Source organism: Nitrospira marina (genome assembly GCF_059568365.1).
This window is the reverse complement of sequence record NZ_JCANTH010000001.1, coordinates 2,322,974-2,339,844: the sequence shown is the minus strand read 5'-3', so window position 1 is coordinate 2,339,844 and position 16,871 is coordinate 2,322,974. Positions and strand designations below refer to the sequence as shown.

Annotated in this window: 15 protein-coding genes; 8 read left to right on the top strand and 7 right to left on the bottom strand. The window is 51.6% G+C overall.

Translation table 11 applies throughout. The features are described 5' to 3' along the window. From LX98_RS09685 to LX98_RS09660, 6 genes are all read right to left on the bottom strand, one after another. Positions 1-1,191: an acetyl-CoA C-acyltransferase gene (locus LX98_RS09685; protein ID WP_496428702.1), complete on the bottom strand. Its 1,191-nt coding sequence runs from the start codon at positions 1,189-1,191 to the stop codon at positions 1-3. Next, the gene (locus tag LX98_RS09680; RefSeq protein ID WP_496428701.1) at positions 1,188-2,369 is read right to left on the bottom strand and encodes a 2-oxo acid dehydrogenase subunit E2; all 1,182 of its coding nucleotides are present in this window, start codon (positions 2,367-2,369) and stop codon (positions 1,188-1,190) included. Before LX98_RS09680 ends, LX98_RS09685 begins: the two co-directional genes overlap by 4 nt. 19 nt (positions 2,370-2,388) lie before the next feature. After that, the gene (locus LX98_RS09675; RefSeq protein ID WP_496428700.1) at positions 2,389-3,381 is read right to left on the bottom strand and encodes a pyruvate dehydrogenase complex E1 component subunit beta; all 993 of its coding nucleotides are present in this window, start codon (positions 3,379-3,381) and stop codon (positions 2,389-2,391) included. Further along, positions 3,378-4,361, bottom strand: coding sequence for a thiamine pyrophosphate-dependent enzyme (locus LX98_RS09670; protein ID WP_496428699.1), 984 nt, complete (start codon positions 4,359-4,361; stop codon positions 3,378-3,380). Before LX98_RS09670 ends, LX98_RS09675 begins: the two co-directional genes overlap by 4 nt. A 103-nt stretch (positions 4,362-4,464) precedes the next feature. Continuing rightward, on the bottom strand, positions 4,465-6,204 hold the full coding sequence (locus tag LX98_RS09665; protein ID WP_496428698.1) for an AMP-binding protein: 1,740 nt from the start codon (positions 6,202-6,204) through the stop codon (positions 4,465-4,467). A gap of 90 nt (positions 6,205-6,294) precedes the next feature. Next, complete coding sequence (locus LX98_RS09660; RefSeq protein WP_496428697.1) at positions 6,295-7,062, bottom strand: iron-containing redox enzyme family protein; 768 nt, start codon at positions 7,060-7,062, stop codon at positions 6,295-6,297. A 322-nt stretch (positions 7,063-7,384) separates the two neighbouring features. Here LX98_RS09660 and LX98_RS09655 point away from each other — a divergent pair, with 322 nt between their 5' ends. The 7 genes from LX98_RS09655 (at position 7,385) to LX98_RS09625 (ending at position 14,337) form a co-directional block, all read left to right on the top strand. Then, positions 7,385-7,936 carry a VOC family protein gene (locus LX98_RS09655; protein WP_496428696.1) on the top strand — a complete coding sequence of 184 codons (552 nt, stop codon included), beginning with the start codon at positions 7,385-7,387 and terminating at the stop codon, positions 7,934-7,936. Between the two features lie 43 nt (positions 7,937-7,979). Further along, entirely contained in the window at positions 7,980-9,086 is a 1,107-nt protein-coding gene (locus tag LX98_RS09650) for a homogentisate 1,2-dioxygenase (protein ID WP_496428695.1), read from the top strand. After that, a complete protein-coding gene (locus LX98_RS09645) occupies positions 9,083-10,066 on the top strand; it encodes a fumarylacetoacetate hydrolase family protein (RefSeq protein ID WP_496428694.1) in 984 nt (327 codons plus the stop codon). Before LX98_RS09650 ends, LX98_RS09645 begins: the two co-directional genes overlap by 4 nt. A 2-nt stretch (positions 10,067-10,068) precedes the next feature. Continuing rightward, positions 10,069-10,851: a hypothetical protein gene (locus LX98_RS09640; protein WP_496428693.1), complete on the top strand. Its 783-nt coding sequence runs from the start codon at positions 10,069-10,071 to the stop codon at positions 10,849-10,851. Continuing rightward, the gene (locus LX98_RS09635; protein ID WP_496428692.1) at positions 10,838-12,226 is read left to right on the top strand and encodes an MmgE/PrpD family protein; all 1,389 of its coding nucleotides are present in this window, start codon (positions 10,838-10,840) and stop codon (positions 12,224-12,226) included. The genes LX98_RS09640 and LX98_RS09635 overlap by 14 nt, the downstream gene beginning before the upstream one ends. Further along, positions 12,223-13,104: a methylisocitrate lyase gene (prpB, locus tag LX98_RS09630; RefSeq protein ID WP_496428691.1), complete on the top strand. Its 882-nt coding sequence runs from the start codon at positions 12,223-12,225 to the stop codon at positions 13,102-13,104. The genes LX98_RS09635 and prpB overlap by 4 nt, the downstream gene beginning before the upstream one ends. 108 nt (positions 13,105-13,212) lie before the next feature. Continuing rightward, positions 13,213-14,337 (top strand): citrate/2-methylcitrate synthase, encoded by a 1,125-nt coding sequence (locus LX98_RS09625; RefSeq protein ID WP_496428690.1) that lies wholly within the window; start codon positions 13,213-13,215, stop codon positions 14,335-14,337. Positions 14,338-14,517: 180 nt separating this feature from the next. Here LX98_RS09625 and LX98_RS09620 read toward each other — a convergent pair whose 3' ends face one another. Further along, positions 14,518-15,489: a DNA binding protein gene (locus LX98_RS09620; RefSeq protein ID WP_496428689.1), complete on the bottom strand. Its 972-nt coding sequence runs from the start codon at positions 15,487-15,489 to the stop codon at positions 14,518-14,520. A 547-nt stretch (positions 15,490-16,036) separates the two neighbouring features. Here LX98_RS09620 and LX98_RS09615 point away from each other — a divergent pair. Further along, complete coding sequence (locus LX98_RS09615) at positions 16,037-16,768, top strand: FAD-binding oxidoreductase (protein ID WP_496428688.1); 732 nt, start codon at positions 16,037-16,039, stop codon at positions 16,766-16,768. Positions 16,769-16,871: the final 103 nt, after the last annotated feature.

Genomic DNA, 16,871 nt, shown 5'->3' with positions numbered 1-16,871 from the left:
CTAGGTCATGCGTTCGATCACCACAGCCAGGGCTTCCCCTCCACCAATACAGAGACTGGCAAGCCCCAAACGGGCACCTCTGGCTTCCAGTGCGTAGATCAGGGTGGTCATAATCCGTGCGCCGGTAGCTCCGATAGGATGTCCAAGCGCCACGGCACCTCCGTTTACATTGACTTTTGCCGGGTCCAGCTTGAGTTCCCGGTTAATTGCAAGAGACACCGAGCTAAAGGCTTCATTGATTTCAAAGAGATCAATCTGCTCGATGGTCAGACCTGTCTGCTTCAGAACTTTTTGGATGGCGTGAACCGGGGCGATGGTAAACCATTCCGGTGCTAATGCGGCGCCGGCATACCCGATGATTCGTGCCAACGGTTTGATGCCATGGTGTTCGGCCTCTCTTTCTTCCATCAGAACAAGGGCTGCCGCACCGTCATTGCAAGATGGAGAATTGCCGACAGTCAACACGCCGTCTTCTTTGAACACCGGCTTCAAGCTGGTGAGTTTCTCAAGATTCACGCGATTCGGTTCCTCATCGTCTGTGACGAGAAGGGGATCGCCTTTTTTTTGAGGCAGTTCGACGGGAACGATTTCCTGTTTGAATGCGCCGGTCGCAATGGCCATGCGGGCTCGTCGATAGCTTTCAATCGTAAATTCATCAAGGGCCTGTCGGCTCAATTGATACTTGGACGCACAGAGTTCCCCACCCTGACCCATATGGAAATCGTTATACACGTCCCAGAGGCCATCCTTGATTAGGCTATCGATCAGTTCCCCATGGCCCAGCCGGTAGCCTTGTCTGGCCCTGGTCAGGAGGTAGGGGGCGCCGGTCATGCTTTCCATGCCTCCGGCAACCAGAATCCGGGCTTCCCCTAATTTGATGGCTTGAGTGGCCATAATGATGGCCATGAGACTGGACCCGCAGACCTTGTTGATGGTGGTTGCGGCCACCGAGTCGGGCAGGCCGGCTCCAAGCGCGGCTTGCCTCGCGGGTGCCTGTCCGAGACCGGCAGCCAGCACGCAACCCATATAGACCTCGTCCACCAACGCCCCTGACAGGCCAACGCGATGTAAGCTTTCCGCAATGGCCAGGCTTCCAAGTTTCGTCGCGGGAACCGGGCTGAAGACCCCCTGAAAGCTTCCCATGGGAGTGCGGACCGCATTCACAATAACCGCATGTCTAAAATCCTTCATGAGGTGACCTCCCAGGACGGTTGTTCCAGGACAGATTTCACCATGAGCATAAATTGATCGGCCGTGGCTCCATCGATGACCCGATGATCAAAGGCAAGACTCAAGTAGGCCATGGGGCGAATTTCAATGGACTCGTTCACGACCACTGCTCGTCGCTGAACAGCGCCAACTCCAAGAATGGCGATTTGCGGTTGGTTGATGATCGGGGTGCTGAAAAGACTGCCCGTTCCGCCGTGATTGGTGATGGTGAAAGTTCCTCCTTGGACTTCCTCGGGTTGGAGTTGTTTGCTTCGTGCCCGTTGAGACAGATCGGCGACTTCTTTACCCAATTGTCGAAGATCTTTTTGATCGGCATGTTGGACAACGGGAACCAATAACCCTTCTTCTACGGCGACAGCTATACCGATATGCACGGCATGCCTGAGGATCAGACCTTTGGCAGACCAGGAGGAATTAAGAATCGGAAAGGCATTGATTCCCTGCGTGACCGCTTTGATCACAAAAGGCAGATAGGTCAGATGCAACTCCTGTCTGGTGGGTTCGACTGTTGTGAAGTCGGCTTCAAAGAATGTCACCACGTGGGCTGCGGTCTGTCGACTCTTGACCATGCGTTCTGCAATCGTTCGTCGCATGGAACTTAAGGGAATCACCTCTTCTTCAGGGGAGGGGGGTACTGATGCGGGTTGTCCCTTTAGCGTATCGCCGGACTCTTTTCCGGGCAGGCCCTGCTTGTCCAGAAACTCCAGAATGTCCTTTTTGGTAATCCGTCCATTCATGCCGGTTCCGGTGATGCGGCTGAGGTCCACCTGGTGCTTCGCAGCAAGGTCTCGAACGGCCGGTGAAAGGAGGTCAGGGGATCCTGAGATCGTTGACTGACCGTGATCGGACGATAGCGGTGATTGAATTGTGCTTGTCGCGGAATTACCGTTTCCGGATTCGGAATGGTAATCGAGTCGCGCAAGAAGGGTGCCCACCGGGACCGTTTCCCCTTCCTGGATCAAAATCTCGGTTAAGGCTCCGGTCGCAGGGGAAGGAATATCCAGTGCCACTTTATCGGTTTCCACCTCTAACAGGGATTCATCTTTTTTCACCTGTGCCCCCAGCGGAACGAGCCATTTCACGATAGTGCCTTCGGCAATGCTTTCACCTAACTGCGGCATGACGATGTCGGTGGCCATGAATTGCTCCCCTGTGTAATCAATAGGCCGCCAATTGGCGGGCGGCAGTGATGACGTCATGAGCTTTCGGAAGAAAAAAGTCCTCCAGCGGGGGACTATAGGGCACGGGAATATCGGGGGCTGCGATCCGCATAATCGGCGCATCAAGCGCATTGAAGCATTCTTCAGCCAGAATTGCGGCAATCTCACCACCGATTCCTCCGGTCTTCGTATCTTCGTGGAGAATAATCACTTTGCCCGTTTTTCGAACCGAGTCTTTGACCGTGTCGGTATCAAGGGGGCTCAGGGTGCGAAGGTCCACGACTTCCATGTCGATCCCCTCCTGCTCCAAGGCTTCTGCTGCCTCTAATGCCACGTGGACCATGCCTCCATAGGTGATGACGGACATCTCGCTTCCTGTCCGTTTGATCTCCGCTTCTCCGATCGGGACGATATAATCTTCAGCAGGAAGCACCTCCTTCACGCGCCGGTACAGAAATTTATGCTCAAAATAAATGACGGGGTTATGATCCCGGATAGCGGCCTTCAACAATCCTTTGGCGTCATAGGCGGTTGAAGGCGCCACCAGTTTCAACCCCGGGGTATGAAAGAACCAGGCTTCCGGACACACGGAATGGAACGGCCCTCCATGAGTCCCTCCCCCGAAGGGTGCGCGGATGACCAGAGGCACCTCTGCTCCCCAGCGATAGTGATTCTTGGCGGCCATCTCGGTAATTTGATCGAACGCGCAGGAGATGAAATCCGCAAATTGCATTTCTACCACGGGTCTCATGCCCATCATCGCCGCCCCAATCGCGGCGCCGACAATTCCCGATTCCGCCAGAGGGGTGTCCAGCACTCTCCATTCACCATACTTATCTTGAAACCCTTCGGTGACACGAAATGCCCCGCCGTAAGGGCCGATATCCTCTCCCATCAGGAAGACCCGTTCATCCTGGCTCATTTCTTCATCAAGGGCTTGCGAGATGGCTTCCAGATAGGTCACTTCATGTGTGATGGCGGATGTGGTCATATCAGTACCTCCACGGGATTGGCGGCAAAGACGCCTTCCAACGCTTCCGGACCTTCCGGAAGAGGGCTTTGTTCCGCGAACTCCAAAGCGGAATCAATTTCCTTTTTAACCCTCATATGGATTTCCTGGAATTCGAGTTGACCGGCATACCCCAATTCTTTCAGCTGACGTTCCGCTTTCAAAATAGGGTCTTTCTTCTTCCACTCCTCCAGGAGTTCTCGAGGCACATATTTGGCGGAATCATGTTCCGAATGCCCGTGCATTCGCATGGTTTTGCATTCGATAAAGGTGGGACCTCCTCCGTCCCTGGCGCGTTGAAAGGCCCGTTGTGCGGTCAGATAAACAGAGGCGACATCGTTACCGTCTACAATTTCACCGGGTATGGCATAGGCTTTTGCCCGCTCGACGACATCTTTAATGGCCATCTGATGGTGAAGAGGGGTGGAGTAGGCGTACTGGTTGTTATTGCAAAAGAACACCACCGGCAGCCGGCGAACGGACGCGAAGTTCAACGCTTCATGAAAATCTCCGCGACTGGTCCCTCCATCTCCAGTATTCGCGGCCACAATACGGGATTCACCACGGAGCTTAAACGCCAGAGCTACTCCGGTCGCGACGGGAAGATTGTCAGCCAGATGACTGACAAAGGCGATGATGCCACGTTTCAGGTCGCCCATATGCACGTTGCCGTCCTTCCCTTTGGTGGGTCCGGTGCGCTTGCCAAGATATTGCGCTAAAACCTCACCCGGCGTAATGCCTCTGACTAAGAACGCGCCCATATCCCGATGGAAAGGGGCGATAATGTCATCGGCCTGCAGGGCGGAAGCATAGCCCACCGAAATCGCCTCCATTCCATGGCTGGTGTACACACCACCGACGATGCGACCTTGCCGGTACAGCGTGGTCACTCGTTCCTCCAACGCTCTGGTGAGTTTAAGAAAATAATAGAGGTGGAGAAATTCAGATTGTGAAATCTCCATAACACTCTCCTTTTGTCTAGACTTGAATAATTATCCTCTTGTTGGTCATTGGGTGTGGTTTGGGTGATACGTCATGTCCACTACTCATTCAATGACGGCCTCCTCAAGCCGTCTGATGTTTTGAAGTTGAGCCGCGTTGCAAAGAGCGGAATTGGACGTCCCGGTAGCGTGCCAATGTGGGACTCAACCGGGCCTTTAACTCCAAACGTTTGGGTTTCCCCGTTGTCGTATAGGGCACTTCCTGGCCAAACATGATGACCTTGGGGCACTTGGCATAGGGCAACGCCTGGCGACACCATGTGACCATCTCATCTTCCGAAGGTTGCGGCATATGTTCTTTGAGAACGAGGTATCCGGCAATTTCTTCTCCGTAGAAACGGTTTTCAAAGGAAACGGCCATACCGAATTTGACGGAAGGGTGCCTCCTGAGCACTTCATCAATTTCCAAGGGCGAAATATTCACACCGCCACGGATGATTAATTCTTTCAGTCGCCCGGATATGAAAAAGTACGGGCGATCAGCCTGATCACGAACGAAGAACCCCTCATCTCCCGACCGGAACCATCCCCACTGGAAACTTTCCTCATTCGCATCCGGTCGTTTCAAGTAACCTGAACACACCGTTTGTCCGCGGATACAAATTTCCCCCTTTACCATCTCGCCGACCGGTTGTCCTTGGGGATTGAGAATCGCCATGTCGTTGTGAGGGATTGCGAGGCCAATGGATGGATAGTCATACTCCGTAAGCCAATGCCTGTGTTCCTGTTCGGAAAGGTTCACGGGGAGAAAACTGGCATAACACGTGGTTTCAGATAGGCCGTACCCATGACGAACCGGAGCATGAAATTGATGCTCGAACCGTGACACCGTGTCCTTTAAGAGAGGGCCGGCACCACAAATCAATCCACGAAAATGGTCAAGCCGGTAATCCCGCTTATCCCGGGCTCCTTCCAGCAGAAATTCCAGAATAGTAGGGACCACACTCACGCAGGTAACGCCTTCATCCCGGATTCGGTTCCAAAACGCGGACTGACGAAAACGCCGGTTCAGCACGGATCTGCCCTGTCCGTAAAATGGTGTGATGAGTGTGACAACAATTCCGTTTACATGATGGATCGGCAGCACACACATGAGGCAATGACCCTTTTCCAATCCGTGCCATCGTGCAATGCCGTGGGCATCGACGAGAAGATTTTCAATCGTGAGCACAACCCCTTTCGGCGGTCCCGTCGTTCCGGAGGTGTAGACAATCAATGCTTCATCCTGGAGAGCAGCTTGATCGAGAGATCCGTGGCTGTGTGATCGAGCTGGGCGAGGTTGACCCATTATGTCCATGAGCGGTGAGGTTCCATTCCCGAGAGAGACGAGATGCCGGAGGTAGGGCAGTCGATTCCGGATATCCTGGAGGGCTTCGTATTCGGTTCCCCAACAAAAGGCCATACAGGCCTCTGAATGTTCCAGAATGTAGAAGCGACGGTCTTCAGATTCATTTATGTCAATCGGCACCATCACAGCTCCCAGGACCCATGCGGCGTAATATATCACCACGGTAAAGTCATGATTAAACAGCAGGGTGGCAATGCGATCACCCCGTTGGATTCCCAGTTGCTCACGCAGGAAGGTTACGGTTCGATTGACGGCGTTTCCGAATTCCTCATAGGTATAGCTTCGAACCATTCCGGAATCGTCGTAATGCGTTAAGTACACTTCTTTCATGAGTGCCGGATCGCCCACCCGCTGCTGAAAAAATTGCGTAAACGAAGAATAAGGGAATTCGAGGAACGGGTTTCCGTTCCGATGGGCTTCCTGAATACTGTTATTCATGGAAATCGTTTCAATCATCCGTTTTACTCTTTAAGGAAAGGACTCATTCCCCTGTGAGCATGAAGCCTCGCGAGCGATAGCCGTTCTCACTCTTAAGTAAGCGCTCTTTCATCGCGCGTCCCCGAGTGTGACCTGCCTGTTCCTGGAATGCGCCCCGTGGTGGTTGGAGAAGTTCATCGTGCGTTGACGCTCGAGACCCAACCAGAACCCCTCTAAAAAGTTCAGAACCTGTCGGACGCCGTCGTGAAAATCCTGTCGCTCTTGAATGGAGAGTGTCCCCTGGGCAGAGCCATGCCCTTCCATTGCCGCAACTGCATGCACCATGGCTTCCTCATGAGTGGATTCCAGTTCACGATGGAAGGTGAAATACTTCATATCAAGGCCAGGGAATCTTTGACGACGCAAAGACTGTAAGCCGGGAATTAGGTGATCCCACATGGTAATGGCCATGTTTTCCAGGCCAAAGGAAGCTCCTAGGGCTTGTTCATGAAGTCCGCTGCTGTACAATTCTTCCATCCCTTCGATATAGGCGCGGGTAGAAGGCATCATCGGTGTAGTCAAGGCTTGATGAAGATCGATGTCGATGGAACGCAGGAAATGCCGATAGAGTAACTCATGTCTGTTTTCAGGATTTCCCTCCCCCAATTCTGAGTACAAAACCCGTGTCAATTCCTCAGCGACGGATTCATCCTCGGTGTTGACCAGTTGTGCGACAAGAATTTTTGGAAAGTACCGGGCAAAGTTATAAAACTCCACCGCAAACGCATGGAGTTCTTCATCGGATGCGTCACCCTTCTTAAACCAATTCAGATAAGAGTTATTGATGGCACCATGATGAAGTACGAATTCCCGCATCTCCCGATAAAATCCTGACATGGTGGCCTCCTTAGTCTGAACATATAAGTAAGTCCCAATTTTTCAGTAATTGTTCTGTGGTAATTGCCGGTCAAGAATTTAATGATAAAATATTATTATTATAATAAAACTTTTATGGATTACAAGCAATGATAGGGAATGGTAAGAGTATCGTATAGGTCATTATATTCAATGCCTTATAAAAAGATTGCTAATAATTATTTTTTAATGGTAAATTAAAATTAATTTTGGTAGCTAAGGCTCATAACGGACCGGAAGATGCTGGGAAACATGAAAGGTCTGCAGAAGTCCTTTCGAATTATTGATAGGGAAGGAGAATCCAATGGGTGACACGGTTGGAATTGATCACATTACCCTTTGTGTGAATGATCTTCATGCTGCTGAACACCTGTTCAACAACATTCTCGGCTTTCGAACGATCTGGTCTGCCGATGATGTGGGGTCCGATAGATCAAGCATGGATACCATTGTGGTTCAACGGAACAATATTCGAGTGGCCCTTATGCAAGGCCGGGATAAAACCGGTAAATCACAGATTACGGAATTTGTCGAACGGTTTGGGCCAGGTATACAACATGTCGCATTGGAAGTAGACGATATCGAAACCGTCTGCCAGGAATGGGAAGCCCATGGCGTGAAGTTCAGCGGACCCGTAAAGGAAGGTCGGGATGGATTCGGTCCGCTCCGTCAGCGTTTTACTTATCCACTGTTTCCCGGCAGTGGAATTTTCTTCGAACTGACTCAGCGTAGACAGGGACAGGAAGAGTCAAAGACTTTTGTGAAGAGCACAGTCGAGTCCTTATATCAGGATATCGAACGGGATCAAACGCAGGGCGTGGAACAGACTATTATTGACTTTAAGCATATCCCCTAAGCAGCCATGGCCATGGTGGATTCATGCTGACAGAAAGGACCCCATGTACTTAACACGGAAAGGTCAATCACCCCGGCAAGCGCACGTCAATATTCCGACAGGTCTGTATGAAGAGGAACATGGACGCAAGGGATTTGCCGGTCCGGCTTCCCATCTCTATCGTTCCCATCCTCCCACCAACTGGCTTCGGATCGATGGGCCTTGTCGGCCTCGCGCCTTCCAGTGCAGCGATCTGACCCCTCCAGATTTTTTCACCAGGGAAAGCCGACCGGTGGAAATATTACGAAGTCCGGATGTCCAGGTGTCTATCTCCCGTCGGAAAGAAACGATGCCGTATTACTTTCGCAATGCGGATGGGGATGAAGTGCATTTTGTACATAAAGGGCGTGGTCTGCTGGAAACCGATTACGGCGTGCTGACGTATGAACCCGGAGACTATCTGGTCATTCCCAAAGGGACCACCTACCGGATGGTGGTCGAAGAAGGACCCGGTGTCATGTTGATTATCGAAACTTCTGAACCTGTCATGCTGCCCGAACGGGGTTTGTTGGGACAGCATGCTTTATTCGATCCCGAGGTCCTTGTGGTCCCCGAACTTTCAGCGCCCGTCACTACACAGCGTCAACATGAATGGGAGCTTCGCATCAAACGTGATGGAACGTATACCAAGGTGTTTTATCCTTTTTCTCCATTGGATGTTGTCGGGTGGAAGGGAGAGGTTTGGCCGACGAAACTCAACGTTCGGGATTTTCGGCCGGTGACCAGTCCCCGCTATCACTTGCCTCCGAGCGTGCACGCGACCTTTCAGGCGGGTAGGGTGTGGATTTCGACGTTTGCCCCCAGACCGCTGGAGAGTGAGCCGGGTGCATTGAAAATTCCCTTTTATCATCGGAATACGGATTTTGATGAAGTCCTGTTTTATCACGAGGGAAATTTCTTCAGCCGGTCGGGCATTCATCCCGGAACCCTGACCTTACATCCTCAGGGCATACATCATGGGCCCCATCCAGGGGCGGTTGAGGCCAGTAAAACACAAACACAGACGAATGAAATTGCGGTGATGGTGGAGTCACGGCAGCCCTTCTGCGTGATGCTTGAGGCTGAGGCTGTTGAATTAAAAAACTATTCCATGAGTTGGAGCACACCATGAAACTTGTCACTTTCCAGGTTCACACACCAATAGGAAAATTTGCGCGGGTCGGAGCATTCCACCATGAGTCCATCGTGGATCTGAACATGGCATACACGAGGATGCTGGCGGATCAAGGGGAGGCACAACCCTACAGGCTGGCCACATCGGAAGTCCCGTCCTCTATGCTGGAGCTTCTTCAGGGGGAAGTGTCGGCGATGAATAGAGCCCGGGAGGCTTTTCATTATATTAGTGACAACGATCATCTGGTCCATGGCCCTGATGGTGAAACGATTGTCTATAACAGGGAAGAGGTCTCGTTGCTTGCGCCGATCCCTCATCCCCCTCTTCTTCGTGATTTTATTGCCTTTGAGGCGCACATCGCCGCGACCTCCAAAAAACGAGGTCAACCGATACCCCCGGAGTGGTACAAGGCGCCGGTCTATTATAAAGGCAATCCACAGACCATCATCGGGCCCGAAGACGTTCTGGTGTGGCCGTTACAGACACAAAAACTCGATTATGAGCTGGAGTTGGCCTGCGTCATTGGTCGAAAAGGTAGAGATATTCCGGCGGATAAGGCGTGGGACTACATTGCCGGCTATACCATCATGAATGATTTTAGTGCCCGGGATATTCAATTCCAGGAAATGGCCTGTCGGCTCGGACCCGCGAAGGGGAAAGATTTTGCCACGGCGTTGGGACCCTGCCTGGTGACGCCGGATGAGATTCCAGACCTGAAGCAGGTCGCCATGGTGGCTCGTGTCAACGGAGAAGTCTGGTCGAAAGGGTCGTTTGGGACCATTTTCTGGTCGTTCGCTCAAATGATTGAACATGTGTCCAGGGGAGAAACGGTCTATCCCGGTGAAGTGTTCGGCTCTGGAACCGTGGGTGGGGGATGTGGATTGGAGCTGGATCGGTTTTTACAGCCGGATGATGTCGTAGAGCTGGAAATTCAGCCTATTGGAACATTGAAAACCAAGATTACCAAGGAGCATTGAGCATGAATCTGGTGCTTGAGAAACACAAACGACTATCGGAGTTAATCGATTATCAGCGAAGGCTCTACGCGGATTCAACCGTCGAAGAACGGCTTCAATCGATTGTCGGAGAATCCCCATCCTCTTCCCTGTCGAAACATGAGGTCATTCGGATACTTCGCGATTCAATGGCGATTCTGTTTGATACGCATGTATCCGTCGTGTCGGGCCACCATACCTCGACTTATTTAGGATTTGAGTCCATCACACGTGATGCGGATCTGCTTTCCCTTATCAGTGCGGATATGGGCCACTGGGTTTTAGGCCTGAGCCAACACCATCGAATCGACGGACTCCTCGTGCCGGCATCGGATGCACGTTTGTTGGCAGAGGGTATCGCGACCAGCATTAGCCCTCAGATGACGATGAGAGTGGTATATGCGCCTTTCAATCAGGATACAGGAAAGATTGGAGTAGAGATTCCCGAAGGCTCGATACAAAAAGGGGATAATTTTGTGGTGATCAATGACGTGACCGCGCGAGGGAGCTGCGTCAATAAACTCAAAACCATTGTGAACGATCATGGCGGACACGTCGTAGGAATGATGGTATTTGCCCGTCGGGATAGCGGGCAATTCCCATTAATGGACGACTTGATGTCTCGCTATCCATTTTACTACGGGACGAACGTGACGATGCCTCAATGGGAAATTCAGGACTGCCCGAATTGTCGAGCCGGAGAAGAAATCTTTTCCTGGAAGGAGATGCCGTCCGATCTCAGGGCAAGAGGGGATGATGCTTGCTGACCGCCTGGCCGAGTATGCGGAGTTTTTGACCTTCCAGAACCTTCCTTCGGACGTGATCCATGAGGTGAAGCGACGGGTGTTGGATAGCCTGGCCTGTGCATATGGTGCCACCACCGCACCCCCATGCAGGATTGCGAGACGCCTGGCGACCCGGGTGATGGTCAAAGACGGCGCAACGGTATGGGGAACCCGCCATCGAACCAGTCCGGATCTGGCCGCCTTTGCGAATGGCACGGCGGTGCGGTATCTCGACTGCAACGATACCTACCTCTCCAAGGAGCCGGCTCATCCGTCAGACAATATTCCGGCCTGTCTGGCGGTTGCCGAAAGTCTTCATGTTCATGGCCGGCAATTCATTCAGTCCATCGTGCTGGCCTATGAGATTCAGTGCCGTCTTTGTGACGCCGCCGCGCTCCGCCCTCGAGGATGGGATCACGTCACCTACGGAGCGTTTTCTTCCGCGGCCGCTACAGCCAGGTTGCTCAAACTTCCCAAAAAACAGATCGTGCATGCGCTCAATCTGGCGGGAATTACGGCTGGAGCACTTCGTCAGACCAGAGTGGGAGAAGTTTCCCTATGGAAAGCCTGCGCGTTTGCCAATGCAAGCAGGAATGGAATCTTCGCAGGGTATGCAGCTTGCGAGGGTATGACCGGACCTGAGGCCATGTTTGAAGGAGAAAAGGGGTTTATGAAGGTGATTTCCGGCCCATTCTCTTTACCCGAAATGGGAGGACGTCACGGCTCTTCCTATAAAATTCTTGACACCTACATCAAGCCCCATCCGGTGGAATATCATGCACAGTCGGCCGTGGAGGCGGCATTCGCCATTCGGGAACAACTGATTGCTGCGTGTGGGGAATACCCTGTCCACCGGATCAAAGCCATTATTGTCGGCAGTGGTGATGTGGCGATCGAAATTATTGGACGGGATCAGGAAAAGTGGCATCCCAAAACCCGCGAAACTGCTGATCATAGTCTCCCTTTTTGCGTGGCAGTCGCTCTGACGGATGGGAAAATATCTCCCCGGTCATTTTCCCCGCATCGCCTGAACGATACCGTTCTGTTGAATCTGATGCAGAAAATCCGTGTTGAAGAGGTCAAAGAGTTTTCCGAGCGTTATCCCGATGCCATGGCCAACAGAATTGATGTCACCCTGATGGACGGCAGGACGTTCACGGCTCAGATTGACCATCCCAAAGGTCATCCACGACGCCCGCTCACTGATCGCGAACTGGAATTGAAGTTTCAAAAGTTGTCTTCCCGGAAAATCGGCCGGAAAGATATGTCGAACGTTATCCAAACCGTGTGGGAACTGGACCGTCTGAAAGACGTTAATGTCCTGGTGTCGGCATTACCAGTATTGGATAGCCGATGAGTGGGAAACCAATAACCTCCCAGAGTCGGGCGCGCCGCTTTCGAACCGAACTTCAACGGGACACGTTGGCGGTGCCGGGCGTATTTAATACATTTTCGGCTCGATTGGTTGAGGATGCCGGTTTTCCGGCAGCATACCTGTCAGGAGCGGGTATGGCGGCTTCCCGGGCACTACCCGATATCGGGCTGTTAACGATGACAGAGGTGGTGACAGAAACTAGGTACGTGACTCAACGGGTTCAAATTCCGGTCATCGTCGATGCCGATACGGGCTTTGGAGAGAGGCACCAGGTGTATCGCACGGTTCAGGAGTTAGAATCGGCCGGGGCGGTGGGAATTCAATTGGAAGACCAGGTATTGGCGAAACGTTGCGGCCATTTGCCCGGAAAAACCCTGATTTCGTGTGAGGGCATGTGTCAAAAAATTCATTCGGCAGTTGAGGCAAAACAGGATCGGGATCTGATCATCATTGCGAGGACGGATGCCCGGGCTGTGGAAGGTCTGGAGGGGGCCATTGAGAGGGCTCGAGCTTACAGGGCAGCCGGCGCTGATGCGATTTTCCCGGAGGCCCTACAGTCAGCCAAAGAATTTCAAATGGCAGCCAAAGCCCTAAAATATTCCGGGGGCATTCTGGTCGCCAATATGACTGAATGGGGACAAACTCCTTATATGACCGTCAAGGAATTCTCCGGAATGGGATATCACATCGTGCTGTTCCCCATGACCGTATTTCGTGTGATGGCGAAGGAAGGCCGAGCAGTTCTCCTGGAATTACAAAAACAGGGAACCCAACAAGCTTTCCTCGATCGCATGCAAACCAGACAGGCATTGTACAAAATGTTGGATTATCAAAAGTATGAATCTGTCCCAACGGAATGAAGGAGGAGCGTTAAATTTTCCGAACTCTGGGAATGCATCTGACGGCCTCTTGGGATCGCCTCGGAACAAAATTTTTCAACAAGGCCTGTAAAGAAAGGCAGGTGTATCATGGAAACGGTTGTTCATAATCCCGGCCTTGATGGGGTGGTGGTGGGGGAATCATCCATCTGCCAAATAGACGAGATGAGGGGAAGTTTACGATATCGAGGGTATGCCATTGAAGAGCTGGCCGAGCATGCGACGTTTGAAGAAGTGTCTTATTTGTTACTGCATGGAGACCTCCCGTCATCCCGCGATCTTCAGGAGTGGCAGGCTGAGGTGGCTCATGTCGGGTCCTTACCCCCGGTCGTCAGGCAATTTCTCCAAACGGTTCCAGCTTCTGCGAATGTCATGGATGTGCTTCGAACCGGGGTATCGTTTCTCGGGATGATCGACCCTGAAGCTCAGGATATATCCCATGAGGCGAATCTCCGAAAGGCCGTCCGTTTACTCGCACAAATGCCCCTACTTCTTTCCTGGGCGAGTCGGACTCGATTCAAGCATCCTTTTTTTCAGGCTCCTGCCACAAAATCGTTTGCCCAAAACCTCTTGTATCTGTTGACAGGGAATCTCCGGGAGGATCATGCAAAAGAACTGGAGGTTTCTCTTAATCTCTATGCCGAGCACGAATTGAACGCCTCAACGTTCGCTGGTCGGGTCACGGCCTCAACTCTGGCTGATCTTTATGGGGCTGTCACGGCGGCTATTTCGGCACTCAAAGGCCCCCTTCATGGCGGAGCGAATGAAGCTGTGGCCGAGATGTTCCACGCCATTCGGGACCCGGAAAACGCGCAAGGGTGGGTCCATTCCAAATTGTCCGGGAAGGAACGGGTCATGGGGTTTGGCCATCGAGTCTTAAAACACGAGGATCCGCGTTCGGTTATCATCAAACGACGAGCGAAAGCCTTGAGTCAACATGCGGATGGGACGCGGTGGTACGAAATTGCGGAAATCATTGAACAGACGATGAAGGAAGAAAAGGGGCTCCTCCCGAATCTGGATTTTTACACGGCAGTGGTCTACCTGTTCATCGGAATTCCCAAAGAAGCCTTCACGCCCATTTTTGTGGCAAGCCGGCTGAGTGGATGGTGTGCCCATATCATCGAACAACAGGATCACAATCGTCTGATCCGGCCACGAGCCTCCTACGTCGGCCCTCCTGCGCGGGAATTTCTCTTTATCGAGGACCGATAAGAGAAAAGAACCGCCCCATCCCTCTGCTGTCATCAAGGGTAAAGCCAAGGAACTGTGCTGAGACGTGCGGCCGCAGCCAACCTTTTTTGTGAGGGACTTGGGTCTCAAGAAAATCCAAATTTCGGGCTAGAGCCCTTCTGCCGCCTTCCGCGCAGCCGTCGAACGGCTGGAAGAAATAATTTAGTTCTTGTCTTCACCGTATGTCCGAAGAAACCGACCGAGTTGTGTTTTGAATTGTCGTTCTCCTTGATATTCAAAGACAAAGCGGGTTTCAAAGAGGGGGCTTGGATTCAGATCCCGTAAATGGTCCGGTTTCCAGGAAATATTCAACTGGTCAATGACGGTGATAGAGATGGAACTACTGTTGTTCATGCCCAAATTCCTAGAGGCATAGGATCGGGAAAAGATGAGAATTTCGTTATCGAATAACGCGGCATTGATCTCTTCTTTGACGCCACGGGCTCGAAATTCTGCAACCAATCGTTGATAAATGAGGGTCGTGGCCAGCTGCTCACGAAATCCGTAAAACGCGGCAATCCCCGCGTGTCGTTGATCATTTAATACTTGAAGGCAGTCTTCGATTTGAGAGGCATCGTTCATCTGCTCTCTGTTGAAGATAAACACCCGACGAAGTTTGACTCCCCGCTGAACCGCTGCCTGATTTGCCAATAAATAACTGGGAAAGAGGGGGCCATCCCGTTTCCATATCTGCCATCGTTCCATCATCGAATCAATGGTGGACTCCACGGTATTCAGTAGTTGAATGGCTTCATTCTGAGCAATGGTTCCCTCATAGGACAGCATTTGGGATTCAAGCTGGCGGAGTTCCTGGCCTATGGCCTCCACTTTTTGCGGAATGTATCTCGGTCGTTCCGGCACATGCATCATGACATCGACGGCTGACAACGCCATGGCCCAATGGCTCTTTTCTTCGGGGGCGGCCCGGTCTTTCTGGGCAACGATTAAGAGTTCGACAGGATTTTTTTTGAGAAGGTTGGCTATCCGGATGCAAACCGTGGCATTCGGTACTTTTTTGCCGCGGCGAAACCAGTTGGCCTCAGGCTGGCTCACTTTGAGTTTTTTTGCCAGGGCGTAATCGTTCGTGATGCCATAGGTTTTTTTGATCTGCTCGATAAACTTAGGAAAGTCCATGCTCGGCTCCCAAAAAATGGATCCAAATGAATTAGTGGAATGCAAGAAAGATCATTTTTCACTGCCGGATGAGGGGCATGCAATCCGGTCTTGCTTCAGAGAGGTGATTCTAGACGAATTCATCCGGAATTTAAAATGCAGGCTTCTTGAAAGTTCAAGCCGGCCTTACATTGGCTCCGGGTAATCTGGTGCTTTTGTGATGGTGGGGAAGTATCCGTTGGTCAAGGTGAGTGACCAAGAGATTATTAAAGGAAAGGGTAACTGGAGATGGGTGCTGCAAATGAGGTGAAGAGCATCCCTTTGTGGTTTCTCATTGGGATGTTGTTCTGTTCAAAGGGATGCTATCTCTGTTCATTTTCCATTTTTCTTTCTGGCTCCCTTATTCATGTGCGCTTTTCCCTTTCCAAAATAGAGCACTGATGGCCAGTCGCCCTTATTGATGTGATGTGCGGCAATTTCGCTTAATTTTTTGCAGGCGGTTTTTAAGCTTGGTAATGTGTAATGTCGCTTTCAAGAGAATAACCTCAATCGGCAGGAACCTACAATAATGCAAGACTTTAATGCCCGTGTCAGTCGAGTCAAGGATCTGACCCATGATGTCCGTGAGTTGGCACTCACCCTACTCGCCCCTGATGCAATCGACTTTAAGGCGGGGCAGTGGATATCTCTGAACGTCTGGAATCCGGGATTGAAACAGCACGTTCCGCGGCAGTATTCAATTGCCTCCCCACCAAGTCAATACCATCAGATCACCCTTCTTTTTAACCGGGTACCTGATGGCCCAGGCTCAAACTATTTGTTTGGTCTTCACGAAGGGGATCCGGTAACATTTCAAGGGCCCAATGGATCGTTTGTTCTCCAGGAGAAATCCGGACGAGACCTCGTCTTTGTGGCCACGGGAACCGGGATTGCGCCATTCCGTTCAATGCTCTCTACCTTCTTGGAGGAACCTGAAGCTGGAACCTTGACGTTATATTGGGGCTTGCGGAGCCAGCGAGATCTTTACTACCAACATGAATTGGAAGCCCTTGCACGGCGGCATCTGAATTTCAGTTTTATCACAATCCTGTCCAGGCCAGAAAACGGTTGGAAAGGTCCCATGGGACGCGTGACAACATTAGTTGAAAACCACATTGCCTCAGTGAGCAATGTGACTTTTTATCTATGCGGAAATGGCGGCATGATACGTGACACGACCGCCATTGTGAGAAAAAAAGGCCTTTGCCCCATTCGCACTGAACAATACTATGATAAAGCCGTGGCCGGAACAGACGTCTGAATCTGGTCCGACTCTAGGAATGAAACAGGAGATGGCAATAAATGTCGAGCCAAACAACAAGTGGAGCTTTTCAGAAAACTTCCCCGCCATTTTTGGGAACCCG

Excerpts from the sequence above, each read along its gene's own strand:
- LX98_RS09685 (WP_496428702.1), bottom strand. The coding sequence starts at position 1,191 with ATGAAGGATTTTAGACATGCGGTTATTGTGAATGCGGTCCGCACTCCC.
- LX98_RS09680 (WP_496428701.1), bottom strand. The coding sequence starts at position 2,369 with ATGGCCACCGACATCGTCATGCCGCAGTTAGGTGAAAGCATTGCCGAA.
- LX98_RS09675 (WP_496428700.1), bottom strand. The coding sequence starts at position 3,381 with ATGACCACATCCGCCATCACACATGAAGTGACCTATCTGGAAGCCATC.
- LX98_RS09670 (WP_496428699.1), bottom strand. The coding sequence starts at position 4,361 with ATGGAGATTTCACAATCTGAATTTCTCCACCTCTATTATTTTCTTAAA.
- LX98_RS09665 (WP_496428698.1), bottom strand. The coding sequence starts at position 6,204 with ATGATTGAAACGATTTCCATGAATAACAGTATTCAGGAAGCCCATCGG.
- LX98_RS09660 (WP_496428697.1), bottom strand. The coding sequence starts at position 7,062 with ATGTCAGGATTTTATCGGGAGATGCGGGAATTCGTACTTCATCATGGT.
- LX98_RS09655 (WP_496428696.1), top strand. The coding sequence starts at position 7,385 with ATGGGTGACACGGTTGGAATTGATCACATTACCCTTTGTGTGAATGAT.
- LX98_RS09650 (WP_496428695.1), top strand. The coding sequence starts at position 7,980 with ATGTACTTAACACGGAAAGGTCAATCACCCCGGCAAGCGCACGTCAAT.
- LX98_RS09645 (WP_496428694.1), top strand. The coding sequence starts at position 9,083 with ATGAAACTTGTCACTTTCCAGGTTCACACACCAATAGGAAAATTTGCG.
- LX98_RS09640 (WP_496428693.1), top strand. The coding sequence starts at position 10,069 with ATGAATCTGGTGCTTGAGAAACACAAACGACTATCGGAGTTAATCGAT.
- LX98_RS09635 (WP_496428692.1), top strand. The coding sequence starts at position 10,838 with ATGATGCTTGCTGACCGCCTGGCCGAGTATGCGGAGTTTTTGACCTTC.
- prpB (WP_496428691.1), top strand. The coding sequence starts at position 12,223 with ATGAGTGGGAAACCAATAACCTCCCAGAGTCGGGCGCGCCGCTTTCGA.
- LX98_RS09625 (WP_496428690.1), top strand. The coding sequence starts at position 13,213 with ATGGAAACGGTTGTTCATAATCCCGGCCTTGATGGGGTGGTGGTGGGG.
- LX98_RS09620 (WP_496428689.1), bottom strand. The coding sequence starts at position 15,489 with ATGGACTTTCCTAAGTTTATCGAGCAGATCAAAAAAACCTATGGCATC.
- LX98_RS09615 (WP_496428688.1), top strand. The coding sequence starts at position 16,037 with ATGCAAGACTTTAATGCCCGTGTCAGTCGAGTCAAGGATCTGACCCAT.